Source organism: Photobacterium sp. Alg240-V54, assembly GCF_900537155.1.
Classification (GTDB): domain Bacteria; phylum Pseudomonadota; class Gammaproteobacteria; order Enterobacterales; family Vibrionaceae; genus Photobacterium.
Window position 1 is genome coordinate 206,789 of sequence record NZ_UNRL01000001.1, and the last position, 25,182, is coordinate 231,970.

A 25,182-nucleotide genomic window follows, 5' to 3' on the forward strand; every position below is an offset into this window, starting at 1 on the left:
TTCAACGTATTGTATTTTTGTTGTTTTACTAACTGTCGCAGCTACAGTTTAGGTTATAAATTACGTATACTGCGAATAATATCCCCAATCAGATAGTGACGATGACAACCATTACTTTAATCACCAATGTCGGCAATATAGAAATTAGCCTTAATAAACAAAAAGCCCCTGTCACGGTACGTAATTTTATTCAATATTGTCGTGATGATTTTTACAACGATACCATTTTTCATCGTGTTATTAATGGCTTTATGATTCAAGGTGGTGGTCATAATGAAGATTTAGTCGAAAAGCCCGCCCGTGATCCGATTGTTAATGAAGCCAACCGTGGTCTTAAAAATACCATCGGTACCATTGCAATGGCGCGCACAGATGCACCTCACTCAGCAACGGCGCAGTTTTTTATTAATCTTGCGGATAATGATTTTCTTAATTACACCGCAACAACAAATAATGGCTGGGGTTATGCTGTGTTTGGTAATGTCGTGGCAGGAATGGATGTTGTCAATCATATAGCCAACGTAGAAACAACCACTAGCCAAGGTTATGAGGATGTACCTTGTTGTCCTATCATTATTCAGCAAGTAATGATTAACGAATAATTATTTAATAACGATTGTGGAGCGATGAATTATCACCGCTCCAAACAGTACTAACAGAGTATTATTTAATGAGATGAGTCTTTGGTTTTAATAATGATCTCTGCATGTTCTGCTGATATGGGCATGACTTTGAGTGCATGAACATTGCTGCCACCAGTATTCCCCATTGGTACACCGTCAATAGCCGTTAATAATGCCGCACCAACAATACGTATAAGTTGCCCTACCACTTCTTTAACATCACGTTGTTTAATAGCCCAACATAACATCAAATAATGTACCTTAACATGCCAATAAGTTGATTCTTGACCAAGTACATGTGCATTTTCCAAATGCCAAAATTCTGCGGCCGAGTCTCCCCTTTTTTGGGCTCGATATGAGCGAATCAATTCCCTTTTAACATAAGGCGCTATATTGTGACTAAAGTTACTCATCATCCCTCCGAGTTATTATTCATCCTTAAATAATTAGCCCACTCTCAATGTATTAATGTACATTGTATTAACGTAATTTTACAGCGGTACCAAACGCGAGTAATTCACATGCACCATCCATTATAGCACTGGTTGTAAAACGCACACCAATAACTGCATCAGCACCTAATGCTAAGGCCTCTGTTTCTAAGCGTGACATTGCTTGATCTCGCGCTTCATTAAACATCTCGGTGTAACCTTTTAATTCTCCACCAACAATTCCCTTAAGACTCGCCATAATGTCACGGCCAATGTGCTTAGATTGCACTACATTACCCGTTACTATACCTAGTATAGCGATAATCTCACGTTCAGGGACCGTTTCTGTTGTTGCTAAAATCATTATGTAAAACCCCTTCTAAAATACTGATATTGTTTTTCTTACAATAAGAAAGCAAACATATTGATATAATCATGACAGGACTCATTGGCAATAGAAATACCTAGTTACAAGTAAACCCTTGAGTTTACATTGTAGAGTGATATACTTTTTGGCACAAATTCAATAGAGTGTAAAAAATGAAAAAAGGCTTAATTGGACTAGCGCTACTTGCAGGTGGCCTTGTCACATCTCTTCCAGCAACTGCAGGTACGTTTACTTTAGGCCACACTTGGCTACTTGAAATTGGTAATATAAAAGGAAAAATCCCTTTTCCAATTTGCCGTAATGCGAAAGGTTTCAAAATCAAAGCACAACGAGATCTTAAACTTGATCGTGTAAAAGTGCGCTTCCGTAACGGCGAAGAAAAAACCTTTAACTATTATCGTGATGTGAAGAAAGATCAAAATACTGGCGTACGTCTATTTGGTTATGAGCGTTGTATCAAGCATATTGAAGTATCAGGAAACTCTGAAGGTACGCGTGCTGGTGTTAAAGTCATCGGTATTGATTAATACCTTTATAACGATAATAAAATAGTGATTTAAATAGCGTAATACTCTCTCATATCAAATGAGCACAGTATTACGCTTTTTTTGTTTTTCATAATGTCCAAGATTAGACAGACCTCCATAAAATAAGTGATTGCATAAACCTAATAGCTAACGCCAACCAATATTACAAATCACTACAACTGCAAGTAACTGCTGGTAAGTAAATCAGTTTATTTTCACGAAATAGTCTCATTGCAGTATCAATTATTACTTCGATTTTATCAGGTTCAAATGTTACTGGCAGCTCATAGATCCAACCACTACAGCCATAACCTACTAAGGGTAAACTTTCACTATCAATTGTCTGATCTTCAGCAATTTCGATAGTTATCGTGGTTGACGTCGATGACAGACACCAACAATAACCCTGTACGACACCTGAGCCTGATATTGTTGTATTAATAGTAATCTCACCACGGTAATAATCATTATTTATTGCGTACATTATATTACTCCCTATTTATTAGAATTAGATTTATATGATATTGCTTATAATAAAACTAATAAATACAATAAGATGAAAAATAATGGCCTCTAAATATGCAAAAATAATAACTATCGAAGCATGTTAAGCTAAAGTTAAACCCTTATTCATTATATTAAGTTTTACAAAATAAAAAATAACGCTATAGTTCTTACGTCTTTTAAACAACGTAATATTAGTAATAAATATCTTCTTTTTATTTTAAAGATATAAACTAATACCAATCCTTATTATAAATAAACAGATATATCATGCGTTATCGTGATTTTTATCTCATTGAAAAGTAATTATATGTCAAATAATAAACAACAAATTGAGCTACAAAAAGAAATGGGCCCCAATTGGTTTGCCTCGGTAATGGGTACCGGTATAATAGCTAATGCTGCTGTTGGTCTACCTTTTATTGGCAAAAGCTTAGCCGGTTTCTCAACTGTCGTTTGGTTGATTGCGTTTGCTATGCTCATTTTCATGACAATCTTTAAAAGTTATCAAACAATTACTAAGCCACATATTATTAAACGACAATTTAATGATCCGGTGATGTCGCAATTCTTTGGTGCACCACCAATGGCATTCCTAACGGTTGCTGGCGGTACACTTTTATTAGGTCCACATCTTTTTGGTGAAAGCCTTGCACTTGATATTGCTTGGCCATTATTTTGGATCGGTACCATTAGCGGTATTATTACGGCTATTATTATTCCTTACCGTTTATTTACTCATAATGAAGTTCACGATGACGCAGCATTTGGTGGCTGGTTAATGCCAGTGGTACCGCCTATGGTATCTGCGACTATCGGTTCAATGTTCTTAGCTCATATGCCCCATTCTGCTGCTCAACAAACATTGCTTTACGGCATGTATGCTTGTTTTGGTATCAGCTTAATGGCGTCGATTATTATTATTACGCTCATCTGGAGCCGCCTAGCACATGCTGGTACTTCAGGTAGTGCTCGTGTTCCAACATTATGGATTGTATTAGGTCCACTTGGTCAATCGATTACGGCTGCAGGCTGTCTAGGTACAGCGGCACTGATTACCGTTAATGAACCAATTGCAAGTGCAATGAATGTGATGGCGATTTTATATGGCGTGCCTATTTGGGGCTTTGCTATGTTGTGGTTCTGTGTTGCAGCATTATTAACCCTACGTGCTATGCGCCGTAAAATGCCATTTGCATTAACATGGTGGGCATTTACCTTCCCCGTTGGTACCTGTGTAACCGGTACAACTCAACTTGCACACCATACAGGTTTACCTGCTTTTCAATGGGCTGCAATTGTTCTCTTCGCCTTCTTAATTCTCGCTTGGGTTACAGCGGCATTAGGCACCTTGAAAGGCTTTAAGCAAGGTAAGATTTTCCATAATCCTACATCAGTTGTTCATATTAAGGCGAAAAAAGGTAATAACTAAATATAAAAAGCCCAGCAATCTTTACCTTATCAAGGTTACAGATTACTGGGCTGTTTGTTTTTGTATATTTTAAACTTTTAGTGTTTTTTGAGCGCGAAGACTACCAATCACATTAACGAGTGCTCCAACAATAATCATCGTTCCCCCTGCTAATGTCCACACTGAAGGCACTTCACTAAAGACTAACCACCCTAATACAATCGAAAACACCACTTGAATGTATGAATAAGCGGTTGCCTTACTCGCTACTTCTGTTTTCATTGCTTTGGTTAGACCCACTTGCCCAAACTGAGTGAAAATACCGACAAATAGCAATAATCCAAGCGCTTCTTTAGATGGCATAACAAAGTCATTGCCCAATAAAATCACTGATAAAGGTAACGCTATTAGTGGGAAATAAAGAATGATCACCGAGCTATCTTCAGTGGCACTTAACCGTTTGACAATAATGTAAGACACACCACTACCAAACGCGCCTAATAGTGCAATGCCAATGCTAAATAAAGGCAACTGTTGAACATGATCTAACGTTAACCCTGGCCCAACCATCAGTACTAAACCAATAATTGAACAAAAGATACAAATAATGGTGGTGATATGGATTTTTTCTTTAAGGAAAAGTATCGCTAAAATTGCCGTAAATACTGGATTTAGATATTGTAAAATAGTCGCTTCAGCAAGCGGTAACGTAGACACGGCATAGTAAACACAAATTAACGCCAATGACCCTGTTACACCACGAGTTAACAATAGCTTACGATTGTTCCCCCATACACAAATACCTTTACGTTTTACATCTGCATAGCTAATCAATAATGACACAATTGCGCGCGCTGCAACGATTTCAAACACTGGAATACCATAGGTATGCACTAGTTTTACACAACTCGACATTAATGCGAATGCCAATGCTGACATCAGCATATATCTGACGCCAATAGGAATTTTGTTCAAAGAAAGATTGGGCATAGGGAGCAGTTCGTTAACATAAAAAATCATTTTATGAAAAAAAACATCAACCTCGCAAGCGTTATCTTGTTTAGGTGAATACGCCATGATGGTTATCATCGCATCAATGATGGCTGAAAAATGAACTGAAAATTAACAATATGAGATTTCTATTGCTGATCTGTTCATTTTGGTCAGCGAGCCTAAAATAAATTCTAATTTTATAAACTTGATTAACTATTATGAAAACACTTCCTATATTGGCTTGTGCTATTGCAAGCTTAGTTGGCACTCAAGCTGCAAACGCATGTACAACACTCCTTGTTGGTAACCAAGCATCGACTAACGGCGCTTATTACATGGCACGTAATGAAGATTATAAAGCCGTATGGGCAAAACATTTTGTACTCCATCCACGTACTGTTAATGAGAAAGGTGAGTTTCATTCAAACACTGACGGCTTTACTTATCCATACCCTAAAGTGTCATTGTCTTATACCTCAATGCAAGATTGGGATACTCATGATCAAACCATGGGTGAAGTGGGTTTAAACTCAGCGGGGGTTGGTATTACCTCAACTGAAAGCCTAACTAATCGCAAAGCAGCACTTGCCGCTGATCCTTATATCCCAAATGGCATTAATGAAGACTCAATTGAAAATGTGATTTTACCTCGTATTCACAGCGCTAAAGAAGGTGTTGAATTACTAGGTAAAATCATTGAAGAGCGTGGCGCTTCTCAAGGCTTTGGGGTTGGCTTTATTGATAAAACGGGTATTTGGTACTTAGAGACAGGCAGCGGTCATCAATGGATGGCACGTAAAATTCCTAGTGACGCTTATTTCATCTCTGGCAATCAGGCGCGTTTAAAAGAATATTTACCACATAATGCTGATTATCTTGCCTCGCCTAATTTGGTTTCGTTTGCAGAGCAGCATGGTCTATATATAGCAAAAGCAAATCAACCGTTTGATTTCCATGAAGCGTATGGCACAACCGGTGGCAAAGAAAATATCACTTATAACTACCCTCGCGTATGGATTGCACAACATATTCTTAACCCTGGCTTAAAAACGCAAGTTGATCGTGACCAACAAAACTATCCGGTATTTTTAACACCAACCCATAAAATCTCACTGCAAAAAGTTGAAGATATTATGCGTAATCATTATCAAGGCACTGCAATGGATCCCTATGCTAACGCTGATCCTCTTGGTCATTACCGCCCTATTTCTGTGTTCCGTTGTGCTGAGTCACACATCATTGAAGTCCGTCCAAACCTACCAATCGCAATTGGTGAAACAGAATATATTAACCTTGGTATGACAGCCCTTGGAGTTTATATACCGTTCTACCAAGGCACAACCAAGATCCCTTATGGTTATGATATTGGTACTAATGTCGCAAGTAACGGTTCGATTTTCTGGGACATGCGCAAGTTACAAACACTAGGCATGGCAAATTGGAAACAAAATGCACCAATTATTCGTGCAGCCTATGACAAATATGAATCCGACACTGCTATTGCTCAGAAAAAAATGGAACAAAAGTACTTAGCTATTTATAAGCAACATCCACAGCAAGCCACTAATTTGATTAATACGTTTGAGAAAACAGCAACAGATAATGCGCTTAAAGTCACCAACGAAATATTTACTACGTTGACTCAAAAAGCCGATATGGCATCGCATTTCGCTGGTGCTTAAGCAATAGCAATTGAATCATCTAAAGCGCCTACATTGGCGCTTTTTTGTAGATCATCGATTTCAATGCCGCCTTGTCAGTTCACAAAAACAAATACTACCCCTAAAAACGGTTTACGTTATAATCGCCGTCCAGCTCAACAATAAATAGCGTGTTATGTACCAACTGACGTTTTCATTTGAAGAATTTCTTGCCGAGTTTTGGCAAAAGAAACCGACCATCATCAAAGGTGGTTTTAACAATTTTGTCGATCCTATTTCGCCTGATGAACTAGCAGGATTGGCAATGGAAGAAGAGGTTGATTCGCGTTATATCGCTCAATTAGCCGATACTTGGGATGTTCGTCATGGTCCACTGACGTTTGATGATACGCCAGAAGATCATTGGTCATTCATTGTTCAGGCTGCTAACCATTGGCATGAAGGTGCTGCACAATTAATTACTCCATTTCGTCAATTACCAGGATGGTTACTTGATGATTTAATGATCAGTTATTCAACCCCTGGCGGCGGTGTTGGGCCACATATTGATCAATACGATGTATTTATTACTCAAGGTTCTGGCAAACGCCATTGGCGGGTTGGGCCTAAAAAAGATGATTACGAAGAAGAATGTCGTCATCCTGCTTTGCGTCAAATTAAAGGTTTTGAGCCGATTATTGACGATATTTTAGAACCTGGTGATATTTTATATATTCCACCTGGTTTCCCTCATGATGGTTACGCGATTGAAACCTCAATGAGCTTCTCTGTTGGTTTTCGATCACCTAAAAAACAAGAACTATTAAGCAGCTTTGCCGATTTCGTGATTGCAAATGATATTGGTGATGTTCACTACCATAATCCGAAACTTCCTGCTCGTAAGAATAACGGCGCTATCTTGGCAGAAGAAGCCAAAGATCTTGAAAATATGATGCGTAGCTTGCTTGATCATCCGCAGTTATTAAAACAATGGTTGGGTGAACATTTAACTCAAAATCGCCATGAACTCGATATATTGCCTTCAGAACCACCATGGCAAGATAATGAAACCTATCAATTTTTAGAAGATGGTGAAGCATTTAAACGCATTGGTGGTTTACGTGCGTTTTACCATCCTGATCAAGCGCACCTTGTCTATATCAATGGCGAACAATACCAATTACCGCCAGAGTGTGCCGATGCGGCTAAATTGCTGTGTGATGAAGAACAAATAACTTATCTTCAATTGGGTGAGCAACTTGATCATCCTGCTTTTCTAGCCATGTTAACGCAACTGATTAACCTTGGTTATTGGTACCCTGTCGAGTAAGCACTGTTGTGACTTAATGAACTTGAACACCAAAATAAGAGAGGCTACCACCTCTCTTATTTTTCTTTCGTGGATGGCTGGTGCTCAACACAAATCAACGTTATATCATCAACCGTTAATGGCAATTGGGTTAAACCGCAAACATAACTACCGTTACTATTAAGATGATACTTACAACTCGTACAGACCCCAAAAGATCGATACTGATGTTGTTTTTGGATTGATGCTAATAATAAGGTTAATTGTTGCTGCAATAGCGCAGGATCAAATTCTGTATTTCCTCCCTCAGTATCAGAACAAGCAGCTAACAGCTTTTCTGACGGAAAATAATCACTTAGTAATTGTCGACCTTTTTTAGTCATGATTAGATGTGTTATACGTTTATCATTACGATCAGCGATTTTCTCAACATAACCTTTTATTTCTAACACTTTAATTGTCTGTGACACAGTCCCCTTCGTTAAGCCTAAAAATTCAGTAACCGCTTTGGGTGTATTTGAAAAACAATTACAAATAGACAAATAATATAACGCATCAAATTGGACGGGTTGTAATCCATGTCCAATAAGTTCTGTACGCATTTCAGTTCTGATCATGTTACTAATGCGCTCAAGTAACTGTTGAATAATGATAATGTCCATTAGTTAATAGTATCGACTCAAAACAAAATTGACAACTGTATTTTTATGTTCTTATATAAGTATAGTGTTGAGTCGATACTTTATTAATGTGTACTATACTCAATTCACTCAACGGAGGATGTTATGAACACTTCAACCACGCGAAAAACGATATTAGCCATCATGGTTACAGCAGTTTTCACTGTCGCAGGTTCCGTTTCTGCCCATTCAACACACAGCGGTGGGCTCCAAGCAAAAGCCAATAACGTTAAACTGGCCCCGTTTGATATTATCCATACTAAAATCACCACCAAAGGCAATATCGCGACTTTTCATATTGCTGTTTCAGGCAAAGCTGGAGAGATCACCCCCACCCCTATTGGTAAATTAGCAGGCAGTGATGTTTTTTCTTATGTTTGGCCGTTAACATTAAATAGCCATGCGGTCGGTTTTGAAAAGGATGCCGGTATTTTAGCCTTAGCTGTTACTTCTCACCCCGATTTTGATGACACCCCTGAATATGATGAGAATGGCGATGGTAACAAAAATAATGACGGTAATGTATGGCACAGCCACTGGGTCGTATTAGCACCCAATGAAAAATGTGGTCCTAATGCCCTTGGGGTCGTTGATATTCCAAAAGGTGAGAAACCGAAGTTACCTAAGACATGGCCTGGATTACCGTTATTAATTGATAGTCCTAATTATAAACCCGAGTTTAATGGTCATGATCTTAACGTAAAGGTAAGATTTGATAATATTGATGCCCTTAAAATGGCAAACTTTGATAGTGTAACAGCAGGACTAAGGATCAATACCAGCGCGCATTCACCATTATTATGTGTGAAAAATGTATTTGATGTTGCTTCTGGTGATTTAAGCCTACCTGGTAAAACAAATCACTAATGGTTATCGAACCATCGTTTAAACACTCAAAAACTAACCTTACTCTCTTATAATTAGAGTAAGGTTAACTGCATGTAAACATTAAATATTTGACATTCGTTATGATTAAACGCTAATTTATGCTTTATATTGCGCTAATGTCAGCGATAATCGCTTCACCCACCAATTAATCGCATCTTTAATATCATCTGATGAATCAATCATCGTACCGAGATCTTTATTACCCACTCTGCGATCAATAGCCGCAATAATTGGCTCTCCTGTTGTCGCATCACTGACTAATATTTCCATCGAAGCCGAACCGACATTGGTATGCTCCCCTGTTAATACTTTGGAGATTGTTGAAATACCTAACCCAACGGGTAACACGCTACTTGTAATAGCTAATATAGGGTTAGGTGTTTGAACATTGGTAATCGCAACGGTGACCCGTAATGTTTTAAGCTGTGGCTGTTCAACCACTCTTAACGTGGTATTTAATGATTTTAATTGATTAATAAAGTACTTTTTTATCTCGATAATTTCATCATCAGACAAATGGTCGCTCTTTTGCTTATCAAGCACAATATGAACTTGATCATAAATAATATTATCGTATTGAGATAATTGACGTTGTAATGAACGCTGATTAAATATACCGCGTTTAGCCCATACTAAATCAACCCCATCTTTGGGACCGAGACGAAAATCTTCAAAGGTTTCAAATGTTTTTGGCTTTAGTATTTGGTGATTACTGGCACAACCCGTTGCCGTTATAATCATAAACATTAGTAACCAGATCTTTTGTTGCATGTTTTCATCCTCTCATCCATTTAGTAATAACTATATTGTTTATTACTACACGATTATCTAGACTTCACCCTTAAACAGCACGGCATACCTTAAATCAATATTAAACATGATGCAAAGAAAACATGAATACAAAAATAAAGACAAAAAAAGAGCTAGCACAATGGCTAACTCTCTTTAGAAGAAAAACAACTATAAATGCAATTACAAACGCGCTAATTCTGCTTTACGAGTTTTATTTACTACACAGAAATTACCACGACGGGTACGACACTTTGAGCATCGTTCACATTCAACATTTGCTTTATAGCCCTCAAGCCAACGTTTAATTAGCTTTGGCTCTGACAGTAATGGTCGTGATAATGCAAAATATTCAATCCCAGTATTATTTGCCATCGCTTCAATCGCATTAAACTCACTTAAGCCACCAACAGTAATAACAGGGACATTAACGTCTTGGCTGATCACATCACCATATTGGTGGAAGTAACCTTCAGGCTCAATGGTATAGCCATCATAAGATTCGCCAACCATAGTATCAGCTTTACCATGAACGTTACCCGAAATGATGATCGCATCAACACCAACAGCTTCTAATTTTTTACAAATCAGGCGCGTTTCAGCAAATGTTAATCCACCTTCAAAAAACTCTGAGGCCGTAAGTTTCACCAAAATTGGAAAATCATCACCCACTAAGGTTCTAATTTTTGCGTAAATTTCTAATAAGAAACGCATACGATTATCAAGGCTACCGCCATATTGATCATCGCGTTGATTATAATATGGGCTTAAAAACTGATTAATTAAATAAGTGTGCGCCGCATGAATTTCAACGCCATCAAAACCAGAATCTTGAGCACGTTTAGTCGCTAATGCAAAAGCTTCAACAATATAATCAATATCAGCTTGAGTCATTGCCTGACCCAATGTCTGAGTGCCTTTTTCAGCGACAGCACTTGGTGCAAAGATCACTCGCTCACCAACGTTATAGGTTGTTTTAGTACCACCATAAGCAAGCTGCATTACAATTTTGGCATCGTATTGGTGAACAAGATCTGTGAGTTTTTGATATTCTTCGATAAAAGAATCGTTATACATACCCATCATGCCTGCATTGGGTTTTTCTTCTTCGACAATATTTGCATAACCCGTTACGATCAGCCCCACTTCCCCTTGTGCAAGCTCTTCATAAATAGCATAAAGTTTGTCGGTCATATGACCATCTTCTGTTGCCATATTTTCCCATGTTGCACTACGAACAAAGCGGTTTTTTAATGCCATGTTACCAATACGGGTTTCTGTAAACAAAGTGCTCAAATCAAATCCTCTTAAATATCGTTTGGTCTTATTCTCCAGCACTCCAAAAAAGCTAAAAAGAACAGCACCTTAATACTGTTCTTTTTATGTGCATTTTTACTATAAGCGCTAAGCTAGAATGAATAATAACGCTAATATACCTAAAAATCTTTAATCTGGATTAAGATAATGTCAGCTCGATTAGTTATATTCTTATAAGTGATTTTGATAATATTTGGATCGTCACATTCATTAAAAAACAGTAACACCTTCTGTTTCAAGCACACTATTTGCGCCTGCACGATCAATGATTTTGACTAACACAGATTGAATAGTTTCGTCTTCACGCACATCATTATCACTGACAAATTTTTGTTGTTGAGGCTCAGTATCTTCTGCTAGCGTAAATGTAACCACGACTTCTGTCGCCACATCAGCAGTCTTACCAAAATAGGCCAGAGATAGTTGAGGATATCCCTTAAATCCCTTTTTAACTTGTTTTGCAATCCGCTTTTTTGCTTTATCTACATTCATGGTTAATCCTTACTCATTTTCTTATAAAATCAAACGGTAGAGATTTATAATACGTTGATTTCATGAGCGATAATACTTAAATTACGCCCTAATCAATCACAAACCAAGGCGGTGGTGCACGTTTAGTCCATTTAGCAAACGCTGATTTATCACCTCGATAAAAATCACGGTAAGCCGTAACCGCATCACCTTCTACCTTGTAAGTATCTGGCATAGCTTGAGCAAAGGCAGTTAGCCCTATAGCTTCATATGAACATGCAGCAATAGTATTCAGTACAGCAATCGATTTATGATCATTATCTTTATTGTATCGATATTTATACTCTTTATTTAATGCTAGCGTTAATGCCTTTAGCCACAAAAAATTATCGTATGATTGCTCAACCCACAATACACAAGGGTGATTAATGTGGGTTGATTTATAAGGTGTCGTAAATCCCTTTTTATTGAGAGCAGTACATAAAAGCTGCACACTTTCTAAAATCATTTTAACCACATGCTGATCGCAGTGGTATTGCGCGCACTTTTCAATATCATCATCTAAAATAAAAATATTCATCGAATCATCCTTTATTTGATGTACTAATAGTTTAGAAGAAAATAGTCATTATTATAAATCTATTTCAATATACGACCGTTGATAATGAGCTAATAATTGCTGTACCCCCGTAACACTAATATCAAGCGTGGCGGTGTTAGTAAATGGATGGCATTGTAATGATGAATAGTTAAATATCGATTTATCAATAACTAATTCAACCTCATGATGGTGATCTTTAATTATATCTAAAATAGAGACCGCTCCTGGAATAGTGCCAAGATATTTATCTAACCGACGTGGAGAAGCAAAACGTAAACTTGTAACACTAAGCTGTTGGCTAAGTGACTTTAAATTTACACTTTTATCAGCGATAACAACCACTAAGAAGTGTCGACTTCCTTTTCTATCCCTAATGAAAAGATTTTTAGTTGCCACACCGTCAATATTCAAATCTAAGAGATGTGCTTGCTCACAGTTAAATACTGCGGGATGATCATATCGTTGATAATCAACCGACAATTCATCAAGTACATTATATATATTCATTATTCAGCCTTTATTAAATTTAAAAATAACCCTAATAAATAAGCTATATTTATTTGCTCATTTATATTATTTAAATTTAATTAGAATTGATAACAATATTGAGTATTTATTTAAAAAAAGAAGACTGAACATAGTAAAGCAGGAACTGAACGCATAGAGCCTAGAACAGGCTAGGCTCTATGTGATGCAAGTAGTCAGTATTATAATGAGAAAATATAACTACCACATCAACTAAGCAAAAGCAGAACTTTGCTTAGCAATAAAGCTAAGGCGCGTTTTACTTATAAAAAGCTTCAACAGTGCCTTTTAAAGTAATCAGTAACGGGTTGCCGCGACGATCTAATGCTTTAGACGGCACTTTGATCCAACCTTCACTGATGCAGTATTCCTCAACATCAAAACGCTCTTTGCCGTTAAATAGAATGCCGATCTCATATTCAAAAGCAGCTTCTAGGTAATGTGGGCTACGAGGATTACCAGAAAGGTGATCAGGTAAAGTCGGACGTGATGTAGTATCGTTCATGTTGATGCCTGTCGAAAATCAAAAGTGCGCTATTGTAGACAATCTAAGACTAGCGCTCAAGAGTTGTATTCTTTTGAGTAGATAAAATATACATCATTGACGAAGCATTATCAGCGGCTCGATTTTTATATCGTCCAACTGTTGGTAGACATTGATTGCCTGTTTTGCTTCTTTCTTAGGTGTTTTCTGAGTCGACTTTAAAAAACCATGAATAATAACTATGTCACTGTCTTTTGTTTTAACGAACAATACCCTTGCTGATTCTTTACCATTATCAACTCTTAGCTTATAAATTAACCCTTTATATTTCCATATTTTTGGATTGAGTAACTTTAAGCTTTTACAATGATAAATATCATTATGGTTTTGGTACGATTGAAATTTATGCACAATATTTACATGTAACTTTTCTGAAATGTCATCAAAGAAGTTATAAAGTGCTACCGTTCTATTTTCTTTTTGTACTCTATAAATATTCATTTTGTATCGTTAGCTTAACGCATGATAACTAGCATTAGGCTCCTCAAATAATGAAAAGCCAAATGATTATTTTTATTCCGGCAGTACCCAATCTGGACGTGGAAAATGACAAGTATAGCCATTCGGTTGATGCTCAAGATAATCTTGATGTTCAGGCTCTGCTTGCCAAAAATCACTCGCAGGCACGATTTCCGTCACAATAGGCCCCGGCCACACACCAGAAGCATCCATCTGTTTAATCAAATCTTCAGCAATGCTCTTTTGCTCATTAGACGTATAAAAAATAGCAGAGCGATAAGATGTACCAAGATCATTACCTTGACGATTTACAGTCGATGGATCATGGATTTGAAAGAAATAAGCGAGGATTTTAGTAAAGCTTGTTTGCGTGCTATCAAAAATAATCTCAATCGCTTCAGCATGAGTTCCATGATTGCGATAGGTTGCATTATCAACATACCCACCAGTGTAGCCAACCCGTGTAGATACCACACCGTGTTGGCGACGAATAAGATCCTGCATACCCCAAAAACACCCACCAGCCAGTATTGCTTTTTCGATACTCATATCATCACTCCTATTGTCACATTGCGTGAACCCATGAGCTTTCATACAACCACAAGTTAATATTTATCGCAATTAAATATCTGTGGACAGCCAAATTTTTTAACTCTCAAATATAGCTCATCAAAAACAAACCATTCCACTCGCAATAAACCTTCAAATCTAAACTTTACAGCTTATTTATTTAAATTCCTCATAAAATCAATACCATCGCCATATTTTACGATCGACAACACCCACAATCCTGACAGCTATTGCGGTATTTTTATCTCGTTATAAAAAGCGATGTCTAATTAGGATGTAGCTGGTAACTCGCCGACTTTCCTTTGCACCAGTGTCCACCAGCATGTTGTTTGAAGGCACACATTCGAGACCATTTCCCACTTACATTGGCATACCGATCCATAAATTGCTCACTATGCTCAAGCCAAGCATCTGCTGATATTCCCAATTGTTGTAACATTTTAGGCTGGTTAGGTGCAATAAGCCCTTGTTTATCATTACGAATACTGCGACTAGTCCAGTCAATCAACTCGAGATAATCGGCAAATGCAAAGTTTATTGCTGCTGTTTTAGCCTGATGTTCAGCACCCACAAAGGGTAATAGTTGGAAGTGGACTTTATGTGAAGGTGGTTGTTTAGCAGAGGTTTTTGATTGCTGATATTCACGAATGCGCTGTTGTATTGAAGTGAAATCTGATTGTTCTAGTGACGGTCTAATACCAGCTCTGATAGGGTTTAAATCAACGTACATCATGCACGATAGTAACGCTTGTTCATCCAGCAGAGCTTGAGATTTAAACCGCCCTTCCCAAAACGCGCCTTTGCATTGATCTTCTTTATTGGCTTTTCTTGCGATTTCTTCATTAAGGCAACGCATAAACCAGCTAATACTGCCTAATCGTTGTTGCCATTCCGTGACTAAATTTGATAACGCCTGCTGTTTTTCAGCACCTACCTGCCCCTCTTTTAAGAAATCGACCGCAATAGGATGACCATTAAATAGCTGTAACCAACGCGATATTACCGCTTTCGGCGTTAGCTTCTGTTGTTGCTCAGTATCTATTTTCAGTACCAAATGATAATGGTTACTCATCACCGCATAAGCGCAAACATCGATACAAAATATAGTAGCTAATTGTTTGATTTTATTTACTATCCAACCTCGTCGATGATGATAGTTTTTGCCATTATACGGATCGTCACCACACAAATACGCCCGTCGTACACAACGGTTAATCACATGATAAAAAGGCGTGATTTGAGGCTCGATCAATTTGCGTCTTGAGATAGTCATTGGTTTCACCATAAGCAACTTGAAGCTTAATTGTAGTCACTCATGGTTAATGTGCAATGTTATGGCTGTCCTTATTCTTTACTGTCCCCCATAGATCACAAGTTAACCATTCAGTTAAAAGCATGACTAAATACAGTTATTATTTTAAGAAATGAGAGCTAGGCTACAAAACGTCACGACTAATCGTTGTCTAATCCACCCAATGAAATTATTTGAATAATCAGACGATTGTATAGCTAACGAAGATATATATGAACAATATAACCATAGCGCAACCAGCAACACTAACAATGCCTTTACTGCTTACTCAAGTAAACACTGAACTTAGCCAACATCGACTTGATTTGATCGCAATAAAAGGATCATATTCGCAATTTTTTGATTATTTTAGTGCTCAATTAGCTCCATCGATTAGTGGTTGGGTTGATGCGGTTAATAGTGATCTTCAAACCCAATCAAATCTCAATCGTCATTATGGTGATTTAGCTTTTGCGCATTATCTTGCCCGTCAATATGATGCTAGTCGTTGGTCAGAAGAAGTGACGGTTATGACCCGTGGTTTTATCACTATCACAGATCAAAAACTGTCTTTTAGCCCGATTAATATTCATCATATTTACGATTATCTGCTTATAGAAATAGTCGATATGAATATGCTAAAACATCAGTTACGGCACTTATTGATCACTGATAATATTAATTATTTATATCGCAATACTCCACCGTGTATACACAGATATGCTATTGATGATTCGGAAAATATAGCGAAGCGGATACAGCATAATATCTCTTTCTTATGGATGTTATACATCAAAACAATCGCGACCACGACTCAAGCCATCATTAACACGAAATAATGACCAACATAGCAACGCCACATCATTCAGTAGTAGATACCTCTTACTGAGTGATATGGCGATAAGAATCGATGCTGTAACAGCAACTAGTTTAAAGTAGTTGTCTTAGTTTATATTCAACTGATGGATCGTTAGGAACAAGTTGCTGGGCCATTTCTAGCAGTTGAATCGCATCTTGTGGGTGATCATCTTGATGTTTGATCGCGATATCAATTAAGGGCTGTACATCAATTTGAGCTTGGTGCTCTTGTACATGCGCTTCTTTTTCATCGATAAGAATATTATGTGCAGTACTCAATAAACCAAGACGATGCTCAGAGTAAGCATTGGCTTTATTGAGGCTCTGATAATACTCTTCTTTAAAACGTAATGTTTTGGTTTGCTGACGGAACTGTGCAATATCAATTTGCTGATGACGTATAAAATCTACTGCAACCTGCTTATAAAAACCAAATTTATTAAGATAAGTCGCATGAGTTCCATGCCCCATTCCAAATACCCGTAAATGCGTCAACTCAGGGTAACGTTTGGCATGTAAGCGATCGATATGATTAGTCGGATCGTAAATGATATAACCTTTGGCTTTGCCTAAATCAAGATCATGATAGTTACTTTCCCAATCAAACTGCTGTGCTAATGCAGTACTTGATCTGTCATCCCACGGTGCAATCGCTTGATTCTTGGTGCTCACAGGGTGAAACAATAGCACTTGATCAAGTTGTAATAAGTTCGCAAATGCACCCACAGCAAAACCACCACGACTTAACCCATAACCTAATCGATATGTAAACGGTTCAAGTAAGGTTGATAATTGCTCAAGAAAGAAAATTAAGTTACGACTACGAAACCAATTACTTTTACCTAAATGCTGAAAAGAAATAACATTAACTTGCTGTTTTTTAGCTAAACGATACCCCCATGGTGCAAAATCGTCATGTAGATCTTGTTCCAAAATATTGGTACCCGCAGGTGAAAAAGTAAATAGTAATGGCTTATTAACATCAATAAACTCATACTTAACAAACACATCACCAACCAGGTCTCCCCCCGCCATTGGTAATTGTGCTTGTTGCTGCGAACGAGAGTGTGTTAACCACTCATCTAACCAATACAATAATTTCATTTAGCCCACCTTTAAAAACAACCGCGAAAGTGTAACAAAGATCACAGTTAAACGAAAATATTAGTTAGATCACTAATCATTAGTTCTGTTATTAAATTTCAGGTAAAACACCCAACACCTTATTATTAAACAATTTGTTGACCTTCCCCATAGTGGAAGCTTTATAGTGTTACGCAAATAAAACATAACGAGATCACCATGAAAAAATCATCTATCGCTGTTCTTTTTTCGGCATTACTTTCTACTACAGCTTTTGCAACTGACACTGTCGCCGAGCATAGTCAGCATATGCCAACAATAAATCTAGCCGCATCAAAAACAATGATGGATGATTCGATGGCAGCAATGTCAGGAATGCATTCTTTGAAATTAACAGGTGATCCAGATTTAGATTTTATTGCTGGTATGCTACCTCATCATGAGGGCGCTATCGTGATGAGTGAATCGATCCTACCGACACTGACTGATCCCGCGGTACATCAATTAGCTCTTGATATTATTAAATCACAAAAAGCAGAAGTGATTTATATGAAGCAATGGCTAGCCTCTCATAAAGAGTTACCACTTGCTCAACGTGATATGGCTAATTCAAAAGAGATGATGATTAAGTCAATGAAAATTATGCATAACATGATGGAAGTTAAACTAACAGGCAACCCTAATATTGATTTTATGGCGGGGATGCTGCCTCACCATGAAGCCGCTGTCGAAATGGCTGAAGTCATCATGCCTTACTTAAAAGATCAGTCGACGAAAACCTTTGCGACGGCCATTATAAAAGCACAACTTAAAGAAATCGCATTTATGAAGACATGGTTAAAAGCTCATGCTCCCGCGATGCAAAAAACAACGGCTACCAAATCAATAACGGGACATGATCACCATTAATCATCGTTAAATTTATTATTCATATCTAAAAAAATCCGGCTCATTTAAGCCGGATTTTTATGGTTATTTAATCGATTGAAAATTCTTTATATTGACCACTTTCAAGCCCATCAACCGAAATATTCCCTACAGAGACACGATGTAACGCTAATACTTCATTTTGAAAGAAGCCAAACATCCGTTTTACTTGATGATATTTACCTTCAACTAATGACAACCGCGCTTTATAGTCAGAGAGTATTTCTAAATCTGCGGGCTTGGTCGTGATATCCTCATAGCCAAAGTAAATCCCCTGTTTAAATACTTGAATATATTCATCGGTTAATGGTTTGGAGAGCGTAACCTCATATACTTTTGCGAGCTTTGTTTGTGGCAAACTTATCTGACGCGACCATGCACCATCATTGGTTAATAGCACTAACCCTGTGGTATTAAAATCTAAACGTCCCACAATGTGTAACTGCTCTTTTTGCGGATGATCGATAAGATCTAATACCGTTTTATGTTTTGAGTCTTTGGTTGCACTTACAATACCTTGCGGCTTATGCAGCATGATATAAATCGGTTTATTGTTCTGCATACATCGACCATCTAATTCGACCGGTGTAAATTGAGTCACTTTTTGATGAGTGGAATGTGCTACCAATCCATCGACGATAATTCTTTTTTGGGCGACTAAAAGGCGTGTATCTGAAATGGAATGAGGACTATTTTGACTAATAAAACGATCGAGGCGATAAGTATACGATTTCATGAAATGATGATAACCATAATATAGAGAATATTTACCGTTGGAATAATAACAGAAATAAGGCGTAGCTATCTTTTTAAATATTAGAATGCAGTTTAAAAAACGCCCTGCATTCTAAATAAAATACCTGCTAAAACCGACTGTTTAGTAAGATAAAATTAACGCGTAAACTGATCAGCCCATTGCGGCCATAACGCACCAAGATCCATGTGCTCTTCGATGGTATCAGCAATACGATCAATACCTTGCTCACGAACTTGGTCAAAATCAGGGGTTTGTGTAGCTTCTAAACCCGCCCATCGTAAAATTGCATCACATGCAACTTGCTGTTCAAAAATACCGTGTAAGTAAGTGCCAAACACCTGATTATCACAACCTAGCTGACCATCAGGGCCATCGGTTAATTGTAATGGCGCATTAGCACTGACACCTTGAGTTACACCTGCATGAATTTCATAACCTTTTACCGCAACAGGCGCCTGATTCGGCAGAGTTAGCGTGCCCTCTGTTTGTTGCAGGCATTTGTTCTTCTCAATGGTTGTCGCAATAGATAAGTAACCTAAACCACGGCTTACCCCTGCTTCACCTTCAATTGCATACGGATCGGCAATGGTTTCACCTAACATCTGATAACCACCACAAATACCCATTACTTTGCCACCTAAACGCAAATGACGCTGAATCTGCTTATCCCACCCTTGTTGGCGTAAAAAGGCTAAATCGCTACGTACACTTTTGGTGCCAGGAATAATGATCAAATCTGCGGCAGGAAATGGCTGTCCTTTACCGACAAACTGTAAATTAACTTGAGGGTGCATGCGCAGTGGATCAAAATCAGTATGGTTACTCACTCGTGTAAGAACAGGCACAACCACTTTTAACTGATGATCTGCGGCTTCAACTTGCTGACAATTGATCGCATCTTCAGCTTCAAGCATTAGGCCATGCAAATACGGTAAGACACCTAATACGGGCTTACCTGTTTTTTGCTCTAGCCATTCTAAACCAGATTCAAGTAACTTGATGTCACCACGAAAACGGTTGATTACAAAGCCTTTAACACGTGCTTGTTCCGATTCAGATAACAATGCCAACGTGCCATAGATATGCGCAAACACGCCGCCACGATCAATATCTGCAATAATAATCACGGGTACATCGGCTTTTTCAGCAAAGCCCATATTAGCGACATCATTGTCACGTAAATTAATTTCTGCTGGGCTACCCGCCCCTTCAATAATAATAGTCTGATACTGTTGTTGCAGCAGCGTGAAAGATTCCATAATCGGTGCCATCACCACTTTCTTATAGTTGTGGTAACCAACAGCATTCATGTCTGCTAAAGCTTTACCCTGCACGATCACCTGCGCACCAACATCGGTATTCGGTTTGAGTAATACCGGATTCATATGCACGCTCGGTTCAATGCCACATGCTTGTGCTTGAACAGCCTGTGCTCGCCCTATCTCGCCACCGTCTTGGGTTACGGCACTGTTCAAGGCCATATTTTGTGATTTAAACGGAGCAACGTTGATTCCACGGCGTGCCAATACACGGCATAATCCCGCCACCAGCACACTTTTACCTGCATCAGAGGTGGTGCCTTGTACCATTAGTGCACGTGTTGTCGGCTGTAATGTATCCGTCATTTACTCATTCCATGTTAATAGTATTAAGCAGCGGTAATCACTGTTCGTCGGTACTTAATTAAGCATCCGTTATAAAAAGGCGTTTCAATTATCGCTAATATGATATAAATAGTTACCATTATCATTTTCTATTTATCCTTTTATGAATTATCTCCTTTTTCCCTCCATGTTGGTATGGTTATTACTTGCCATCAGTATTGGTTGTATATTAGCCAAAAAAAACTATTGGCAACTGCCATTAATACTCACATTAGTAGCAGCAATGACATTTAATGTTCTGACACCCATCGGTGCCACTATCATCGTCAGTGGCCTTGCCATTGCTTATTTTACTGCGCAGCAACATAACAAAGTGCTTATTTATGTTGGCCATAGTGCTGTTATATTATGGATCATTGGCTTAGTGCTTCACCTCTATCCTGGCATCAATAACTTATTGGTGCTTGATCAAGTCAATAGTGGCCCACTCAGCCGTCCGTTTACGCTTTATTTCAACCTTGATAAACCAATGCTTATTTTTGCACTACTGCTATTAGTGCCAAATATAGTAAGCAATAACCAATACAACTGGCGATCTTTTTCACTCTCACGTTCTCAAATAAGTATTATTGGTGGTGGATTGATCACATTGCCGTTATTCGCGTGGGCATTACAGCTAGTGCGCCCCGAATTAACACTGCCATCATGGTGGTGGATCTTTGCGATGAATAATCTTATTTTTACTTGTGTTGCCGAAGAAGTGCTATTTCGAGGTTATATTCAAGGCTTTTTATGCAAAAAATTGACACCATCAATTGCCATTATCATTGCTAGTGTTTTATTTGGTTTAGCACACTTTAGCGGTGGCCCTTTGTTTATCATAATTGCAACATTGGCTGGCATACTTTATGGGCTAAGCTATTATTGGACTAGGAAGATAACGATCGCCATCGTGGTTCATTTTGCATTTAATTTACTACATTTAGTATTTTTTACTTACCCACTTCCATTGTAAACATGCAAATCTGAATATCATTCGATGTGATTTAATAATACAACGCAGGGATAAGGAGCAAAAGGATATGTCGAAATTATTGCTCATTGATGTTCTCAATAATCCAAAAACATTACTCAAGATTGATGCTAAACACAGCTATCAAGTTATCACCGAAGCACGGCACCTATCACTATTAGGCCAATTAAGAGCGCGTTGCCATCAAGCACAAATTGAACAAGATCTGCCGCTGCACACACAGCAGCAATTAATGTCAGGCTTTCATAGCTACCAAAAACAGCAGCAGCAACTTTTACTTGAACATCAATACCTTACTGATATATTGCAAGGTATTGTTAGCAGTTGGCGTTATTTACGAGGCAGCGCATTACAATGGCTTGATTGTGATATGTTCGCAGGAAGAGTTAAACATAATATTGATATTTACGTACCACCACAACATGTAGCCAATGTTGAAAAGGCCCTGTTAAGTAATGGCTGGCGCTATAAAAATATTGCTGACTATGAAGAAACCTTTTATCGCCGCTGGGCGCAACAAACCACCCCGCTTATTCACAAACAACGCCGAACTGAACTGGCAATTCACTTTCAATTATTACCCAAAACCTTGAGTAATAAACTTAACTCAGCGCCTTTATTACACCATCATTTATCACCTCGTATCTGTGAGCCTGCAACATTATTATCACCCGATGCAATGGTACTTCACCAAGCCATAATGTTATTCAACCAAATAGATTATCAGTATGGCTTACGTGATATTTACAGCTTATATTTGCAATTTGTTTACTTTAGTCAGCACCCTATTTTTTGGCATAATTTGATTCAACTCCAACAGCAAATCGGTAACGATAATAGCCTGTATATTGCAGTAAATTTATGTCGCGATTTATTCAATTTATCAGTTCCTGAAACCGCACTCGCTTATTTTCAACAACAAAAATCACATCGCGTCTCTTATTGGATTTATAAGCAACGTTTTATTGATGCGTTTATTTATCAATTTCCTTTACATCGTAATGCTGAATATCGAGATGCGGTAAAATCATTACGCTTTCGAGGCCGTTTAAAACAAATGCCAATATATTGTATTGTGCCTCATATCATTAAACGATTAATTATTAACAGTATTCCACACGACGATGAAGAGGTGATTTACTAAATACGATAAACCTCTCATATCATCACTCCTTACACCGATAACACAGCCATAAATAGTCATTGTCATGCTATTATGCGAAGTCATTCTTTAGCAAGGAAAGCAACTTGAATAACATGCTGTTTTACAAAACATATCCGCATAAACAAAGCAAAGAATGGGTTGTATTTGTACATGGTGCCGGCGGAAGTTCCGCCATATGGTTTAAACAAATAAAAGCCTATAAACAGCATTTTAATTTATTGCTACTCGATTTACGTGGTCATGGTAAATCTAATACCATGTTTCAAGATATGATGAATAATAGCTACACCTTTAAAATGGTGACGAAAGATATTATTGATGTGCTTAATCACCTCAAGATTCAATCTGCCCATTTTGTGGGGATTTCATTAGGCACTATTATTATTCGTCATTTGGCTGAGTTGGCTCCTGAGCGAGTGCAAACAATGACCCTTGGCGGTGCAGTCACGCGACTCAATACCCGCTCTCAATTACTAATGAAATTAGGCAACCTGAGCAAACATATTCTGCCTTATATGTGGTTATACCGTTTGTTTGCTTATGTCGTTATGCCGCAAAAAAGCCAGCGTCAATCACGGCACTTATTTATTCGTGAAGCTAAAAAATTATGTCAAAAAGAATTTAAGCGCTGGTTTAAACTCGCTACTGACGTTAATCCAATCATGAAGTACTTTAAAGAAAAAGAGCTCATGATCCCGACCCTTTATCTAATGGGTGAGCATGATTATATGTTTCTTAAATCAGTAAAAGAGATGATTAAACGTCATCAAAATAGTGTCTTAACACAACTCGCGAATTGTGGCCATGTGTGTAATATTGAGCAGCCAGAAGCATTTAACCGTCATTCTATTGGCTTTATTCAACAACACAGTCAAACATCCTTAGCTCACTAAAACACATAAAAACCAGTGAGGTATGACGGTCTCACTGGTGTCAATTAACGTATTTTAAGCAGCTAATACATTATTTAAAAAACGCTGTAATTGTTCGGTCACAAATTGCGGTTGCTCTAAGTTACTGATGTGTCCAGCGTCTGGAATAAGTACATATTCACTGCCATCAATCGCATCATGCATTAATTGCGCTTCCAGCGGTGGACGTGGGTTATCTTCCATGCCTGACATAATTAATGTTGGTAGCGTCAGTTGTTCTATATCATCAAAGGTATCACGACGACCAAACACCATTCGTCCCATATCAGACACAGCAATAGCACGATCTCCTTGTAAGCTTGATAAATAATCGCGGAAATTACTCACTAGTTGCGGATTATGAAGCTGGCCGTCACGGCGAAAAAATAATGGCGTAATCATATCAATCAATGCTGCTGGTACCTGTTGTTGATCGCGTAACGTATCTAGCATCGCAAAATATTTAGTATGTAACACCTCAGGCTCATAGCCTAAAAATGTATCCATTAACACTAATGCCGTCGCTCGCGCAGGTGCTTTTAGAGCCAATTCAGCGCCCCACATACCGCCAACAGATAAACCAATCATCGCAAATTTTTCAATCTGCAAATGATCAAGTAAGGCCAATACATTATCAGCATAGTCACGTAAGCTACGCGTTGCTATCGGCGCACTATCAGAACCACCGTGAGCCCAAAAGTCAGGTACAATACAACGATAATGTTGGCTTAATACCTCGATTTGCGGTGCCCACATTGTACTATCCCATAAATAGCTATGACCAAAGACCAGAACTGGGCCTGTACCTTGATCACGATAAGTCATTTGCTGACCATCAATAGCGAACGTTTGCATTGTAAGTATCCTTTCTTAGTTAACATTA

General features: G+C 38.1%; 29 protein-coding genes. 11 read left to right on the forward strand and 18 right to left on the reverse strand.

The window, feature by feature from the left end:
- Positions 1-101: 101 nt before the first annotated feature.
- Positions 102-602, forward strand: coding sequence for a peptidylprolyl isomerase (locus G6R09_RS01020; protein ID WP_163920081.1), 501 nt, complete (start codon positions 102-104; stop codon positions 600-602).
- Positions 603-667: 65 nt separating this feature from the next.
- Here G6R09_RS01020 and G6R09_RS01025 read toward each other — a convergent pair whose 3' ends face one another.
- Both G6R09_RS01025 and G6R09_RS01030 read right to left on the reverse strand, forming a co-directional pair.
- Positions 668-1,039 (reverse strand): DUF3703 domain-containing protein, encoded by a 372-nt coding sequence (locus tag G6R09_RS01025; protein ID WP_065168322.1) that lies wholly within the window; start codon positions 1,037-1,039, stop codon positions 668-670.
- Between the two features lie 64 nt (positions 1,040-1,103).
- Complete coding sequence (locus tag G6R09_RS01030; RefSeq protein WP_087844304.1) at positions 1,104-1,418, reverse strand: heavy metal-binding domain-containing protein; 315 nt, start codon at positions 1,416-1,418, stop codon at positions 1,104-1,106.
- A 176-nt stretch (positions 1,419-1,594) separates the two neighbouring features.
- Between G6R09_RS01030 and G6R09_RS01035 the strand changes: the two genes are divergently transcribed.
- Positions 1,595-1,969 (forward strand): DUF2541 family protein, encoded by a 375-nt coding sequence (locus G6R09_RS01035; RefSeq protein WP_065168320.1) that lies wholly within the window; start codon positions 1,595-1,597, stop codon positions 1,967-1,969.
- A gap of 163 nt (positions 1,970-2,132) precedes the next feature.
- Here G6R09_RS01035 and G6R09_RS01040 read toward each other — a convergent pair whose 3' ends face one another.
- Entirely contained in the window at positions 2,133-2,453 is a 321-nt protein-coding gene (locus tag G6R09_RS01040) for a hypothetical protein (RefSeq protein ID WP_065168319.1), read from the reverse strand.
- 330 nt (positions 2,454-2,783) lie between these two features.
- On the opposite strand from G6R09_RS01040, the gene G6R09_RS01045 reads away from it, so the two are divergent.
- Positions 2,784-3,905 (forward strand): TDT family transporter, encoded by a 1,122-nt coding sequence (locus tag G6R09_RS01045; protein WP_065168318.1) that lies wholly within the window; start codon positions 2,784-2,786, stop codon positions 3,903-3,905.
- Between the two features lie 69 nt (positions 3,906-3,974).
- On the opposite strand, the gene G6R09_RS01050 is transcribed toward G6R09_RS01045, so the two are convergent.
- On the reverse strand, positions 3,975-4,874 hold the full coding sequence (locus tag G6R09_RS01050; RefSeq protein WP_163920083.1) for a DMT family transporter: 900 nt from the start codon (positions 4,872-4,874) through the stop codon (positions 3,975-3,977).
- A 221-nt stretch (positions 4,875-5,095) separates the two neighbouring features.
- Here G6R09_RS01050 and G6R09_RS01055 point away from each other — a divergent pair, with 221 nt between their 5' ends.
- Both G6R09_RS01055 and G6R09_RS01060 read left to right on the forward strand, forming a co-directional pair.
- Positions 5,096-6,559, forward strand: coding sequence for a C69 family dipeptidase (locus tag G6R09_RS01055; protein WP_163920084.1), 1,464 nt, complete (start codon positions 5,096-5,098; stop codon positions 6,557-6,559).
- 154 nt (positions 6,560-6,713) lie between these two features.
- The gene (locus G6R09_RS01060) at positions 6,714-7,847 is read left to right on the forward strand and encodes a cupin domain-containing protein (protein WP_163920086.1); all 1,134 of its coding nucleotides are present in this window, start codon (positions 6,714-6,716) and stop codon (positions 7,845-7,847) included.
- A gap of 56 nt (positions 7,848-7,903) precedes the next feature.
- Here G6R09_RS01060 and G6R09_RS01065 read toward each other — a convergent pair whose 3' ends face one another.
- Positions 7,904-8,488, reverse strand: coding sequence for a MarR family winged helix-turn-helix transcriptional regulator (locus G6R09_RS01065; protein ID WP_163920088.1), 585 nt, complete (start codon positions 8,486-8,488; stop codon positions 7,904-7,906).
- Between the two features lie 162 nt (positions 8,489-8,650).
- Between G6R09_RS01065 and G6R09_RS01070 the strand changes: the two genes are divergently transcribed.
- Positions 8,651-9,373: a hypothetical protein gene (locus G6R09_RS01070; RefSeq protein ID WP_373423694.1), complete on the forward strand. Its 723-nt coding sequence runs from the start codon at positions 8,651-8,653 to the stop codon at positions 9,371-9,373.
- Positions 9,374-9,490: 117 nt separating this feature from the next.
- Here the strand turns inward: G6R09_RS01070 and G6R09_RS01075 are convergent, their stop codons facing one another.
- The 9 genes from G6R09_RS01075 to G6R09_RS01115 all read right to left on the reverse strand — a co-directional run bounded on the left by G6R09_RS01075 (position 9,491) and on the right by G6R09_RS01115 (position 15,943).
- Entirely contained in the window at positions 9,491-10,165 is a 675-nt protein-coding gene (locus G6R09_RS01075; RefSeq protein ID WP_163920092.1) for a DUF3313 domain-containing protein, read from the reverse strand.
- Positions 10,166-10,366: 201 nt separating this feature from the next.
- Positions 10,367-11,479: an NADH:flavin oxidoreductase gene (locus tag G6R09_RS01080; protein ID WP_163920094.1), complete on the reverse strand. Its 1,113-nt coding sequence runs from the start codon at positions 11,477-11,479 to the stop codon at positions 10,367-10,369.
- A 231-nt stretch (positions 11,480-11,710) separates the two neighbouring features.
- On the reverse strand, positions 11,711-11,992 hold the full coding sequence (locus tag G6R09_RS01085) for a hypothetical protein (protein WP_163920096.1): 282 nt from the start codon (positions 11,990-11,992) through the stop codon (positions 11,711-11,713).
- An 88-nt stretch (positions 11,993-12,080) separates the two neighbouring features.
- Complete coding sequence (locus G6R09_RS01090) at positions 12,081-12,551, reverse strand: pyrimidine dimer DNA glycosylase/endonuclease V (RefSeq protein ID WP_163920098.1); 471 nt, start codon at positions 12,549-12,551, stop codon at positions 12,081-12,083.
- 51 nt (positions 12,552-12,602) lie between these two features.
- Positions 12,603-13,079: a prolyl-tRNA synthetase associated domain-containing protein gene (locus tag G6R09_RS01095; RefSeq protein ID WP_163920100.1), complete on the reverse strand. Its 477-nt coding sequence runs from the start codon at positions 13,077-13,079 to the stop codon at positions 12,603-12,605.
- A 277-nt stretch (positions 13,080-13,356) separates the two neighbouring features.
- A complete protein-coding gene (locus G6R09_RS01100) occupies positions 13,357-13,602 on the reverse strand; it encodes a DUF3297 family protein (RefSeq protein WP_061000383.1) in 246 nt (81 codons plus the stop codon).
- Between the two features lie 93 nt (positions 13,603-13,695).
- Positions 13,696-14,082 carry a type II toxin-antitoxin system RelE/ParE family toxin gene (locus G6R09_RS01105; RefSeq protein WP_163920102.1) on the reverse strand — a complete coding sequence of 129 codons (387 nt, stop codon included), beginning with the start codon at positions 14,080-14,082 and terminating at the stop codon, positions 13,696-13,698.
- 72 nt (positions 14,083-14,154) lie between these two features.
- Positions 14,155-14,649 (reverse strand): peptide-methionine (S)-S-oxide reductase MsrA, encoded by a 495-nt coding sequence (msrA, locus tag G6R09_RS01110; RefSeq protein ID WP_065168311.1) that lies wholly within the window; start codon positions 14,647-14,649, stop codon positions 14,155-14,157.
- Between the two features lie 286 nt (positions 14,650-14,935).
- Entirely contained in the window at positions 14,936-15,943 is a 1,008-nt protein-coding gene (locus G6R09_RS01115; protein ID WP_163920104.1) for a transposase, read from the reverse strand.
- A gap of 251 nt (positions 15,944-16,194) precedes the next feature.
- On the opposite strand from G6R09_RS01115, the gene G6R09_RS01120 reads away from it, so the two are divergent.
- On the forward strand, positions 16,195-16,800 hold the full coding sequence (locus tag G6R09_RS01120) for a hypothetical protein (protein WP_163920106.1): 606 nt from the start codon (positions 16,195-16,197) through the stop codon (positions 16,798-16,800).
- 91 nt (positions 16,801-16,891) lie between these two features.
- Here the strand turns inward: G6R09_RS01120 and G6R09_RS01125 are convergent, their stop codons facing one another.
- A complete protein-coding gene (locus tag G6R09_RS01125; protein ID WP_065167226.1) occupies positions 16,892-17,923 on the reverse strand; it encodes a cytosolic protein in 1,032 nt (343 codons plus the stop codon).
- 198 nt (positions 17,924-18,121) lie between these two features.
- Here G6R09_RS01125 and G6R09_RS01130 point away from each other — a divergent pair, with 198 nt between their 5' ends.
- The gene (locus tag G6R09_RS01130) at positions 18,122-18,811 is read left to right on the forward strand and encodes a DUF305 domain-containing protein (RefSeq protein ID WP_065167227.1); all 690 of its coding nucleotides are present in this window, start codon (positions 18,122-18,124) and stop codon (positions 18,809-18,811) included.
- A gap of 67 nt (positions 18,812-18,878) precedes the next feature.
- Here G6R09_RS01130 and G6R09_RS01135 read toward each other — a convergent pair whose 3' ends face one another.
- Positions 18,879-19,565, reverse strand: coding sequence for a pseudouridine synthase (locus G6R09_RS01135; RefSeq protein ID WP_163920108.1), 687 nt, complete (start codon positions 19,563-19,565; stop codon positions 18,879-18,881).
- A 155-nt stretch (positions 19,566-19,720) separates the two neighbouring features.
- Entirely contained in the window at positions 19,721-21,211 is a 1,491-nt protein-coding gene (locus G6R09_RS01140; protein WP_065167229.1) for a cobyric acid synthase, read from the reverse strand.
- Positions 21,212-21,353: 142 nt separating this feature from the next.
- Here G6R09_RS01140 and G6R09_RS01145 point away from each other — a divergent pair, with 142 nt between their 5' ends.
- The 3 genes from G6R09_RS01145 to G6R09_RS01155 all read left to right on the forward strand — a co-directional run bounded on the left by G6R09_RS01145 (position 21,354) and on the right by G6R09_RS01155 (position 24,281).
- On the forward strand, positions 21,354-22,205 hold the full coding sequence (locus tag G6R09_RS01145; protein WP_163920110.1) for a CPBP family intramembrane glutamic endopeptidase: 852 nt from the start codon (positions 21,354-21,356) through the stop codon (positions 22,203-22,205).
- Between the two features lie 67 nt (positions 22,206-22,272).
- On the forward strand, positions 22,273-23,367 hold the full coding sequence (locus tag G6R09_RS01150) for a nucleotidyltransferase family protein (protein WP_163920112.1): 1,095 nt from the start codon (positions 22,273-22,275) through the stop codon (positions 23,365-23,367).
- Positions 23,368-23,480: 113 nt separating this feature from the next.
- Positions 23,481-24,281 carry an alpha/beta fold hydrolase gene (locus tag G6R09_RS01155; protein ID WP_065167232.1) on the forward strand — a complete coding sequence of 267 codons (801 nt, stop codon included), beginning with the start codon at positions 23,481-23,483 and terminating at the stop codon, positions 24,279-24,281.
- A gap of 54 nt (positions 24,282-24,335) precedes the next feature.
- Here G6R09_RS01155 and G6R09_RS01160 read toward each other — a convergent pair whose 3' ends face one another.
- Complete coding sequence (locus G6R09_RS01160; RefSeq protein ID WP_163920114.1) at positions 24,336-25,154, reverse strand: alpha/beta fold hydrolase; 819 nt, start codon at positions 25,152-25,154, stop codon at positions 24,336-24,338.
- Positions 25,155-25,182 lie beyond the last annotated feature (28 nt).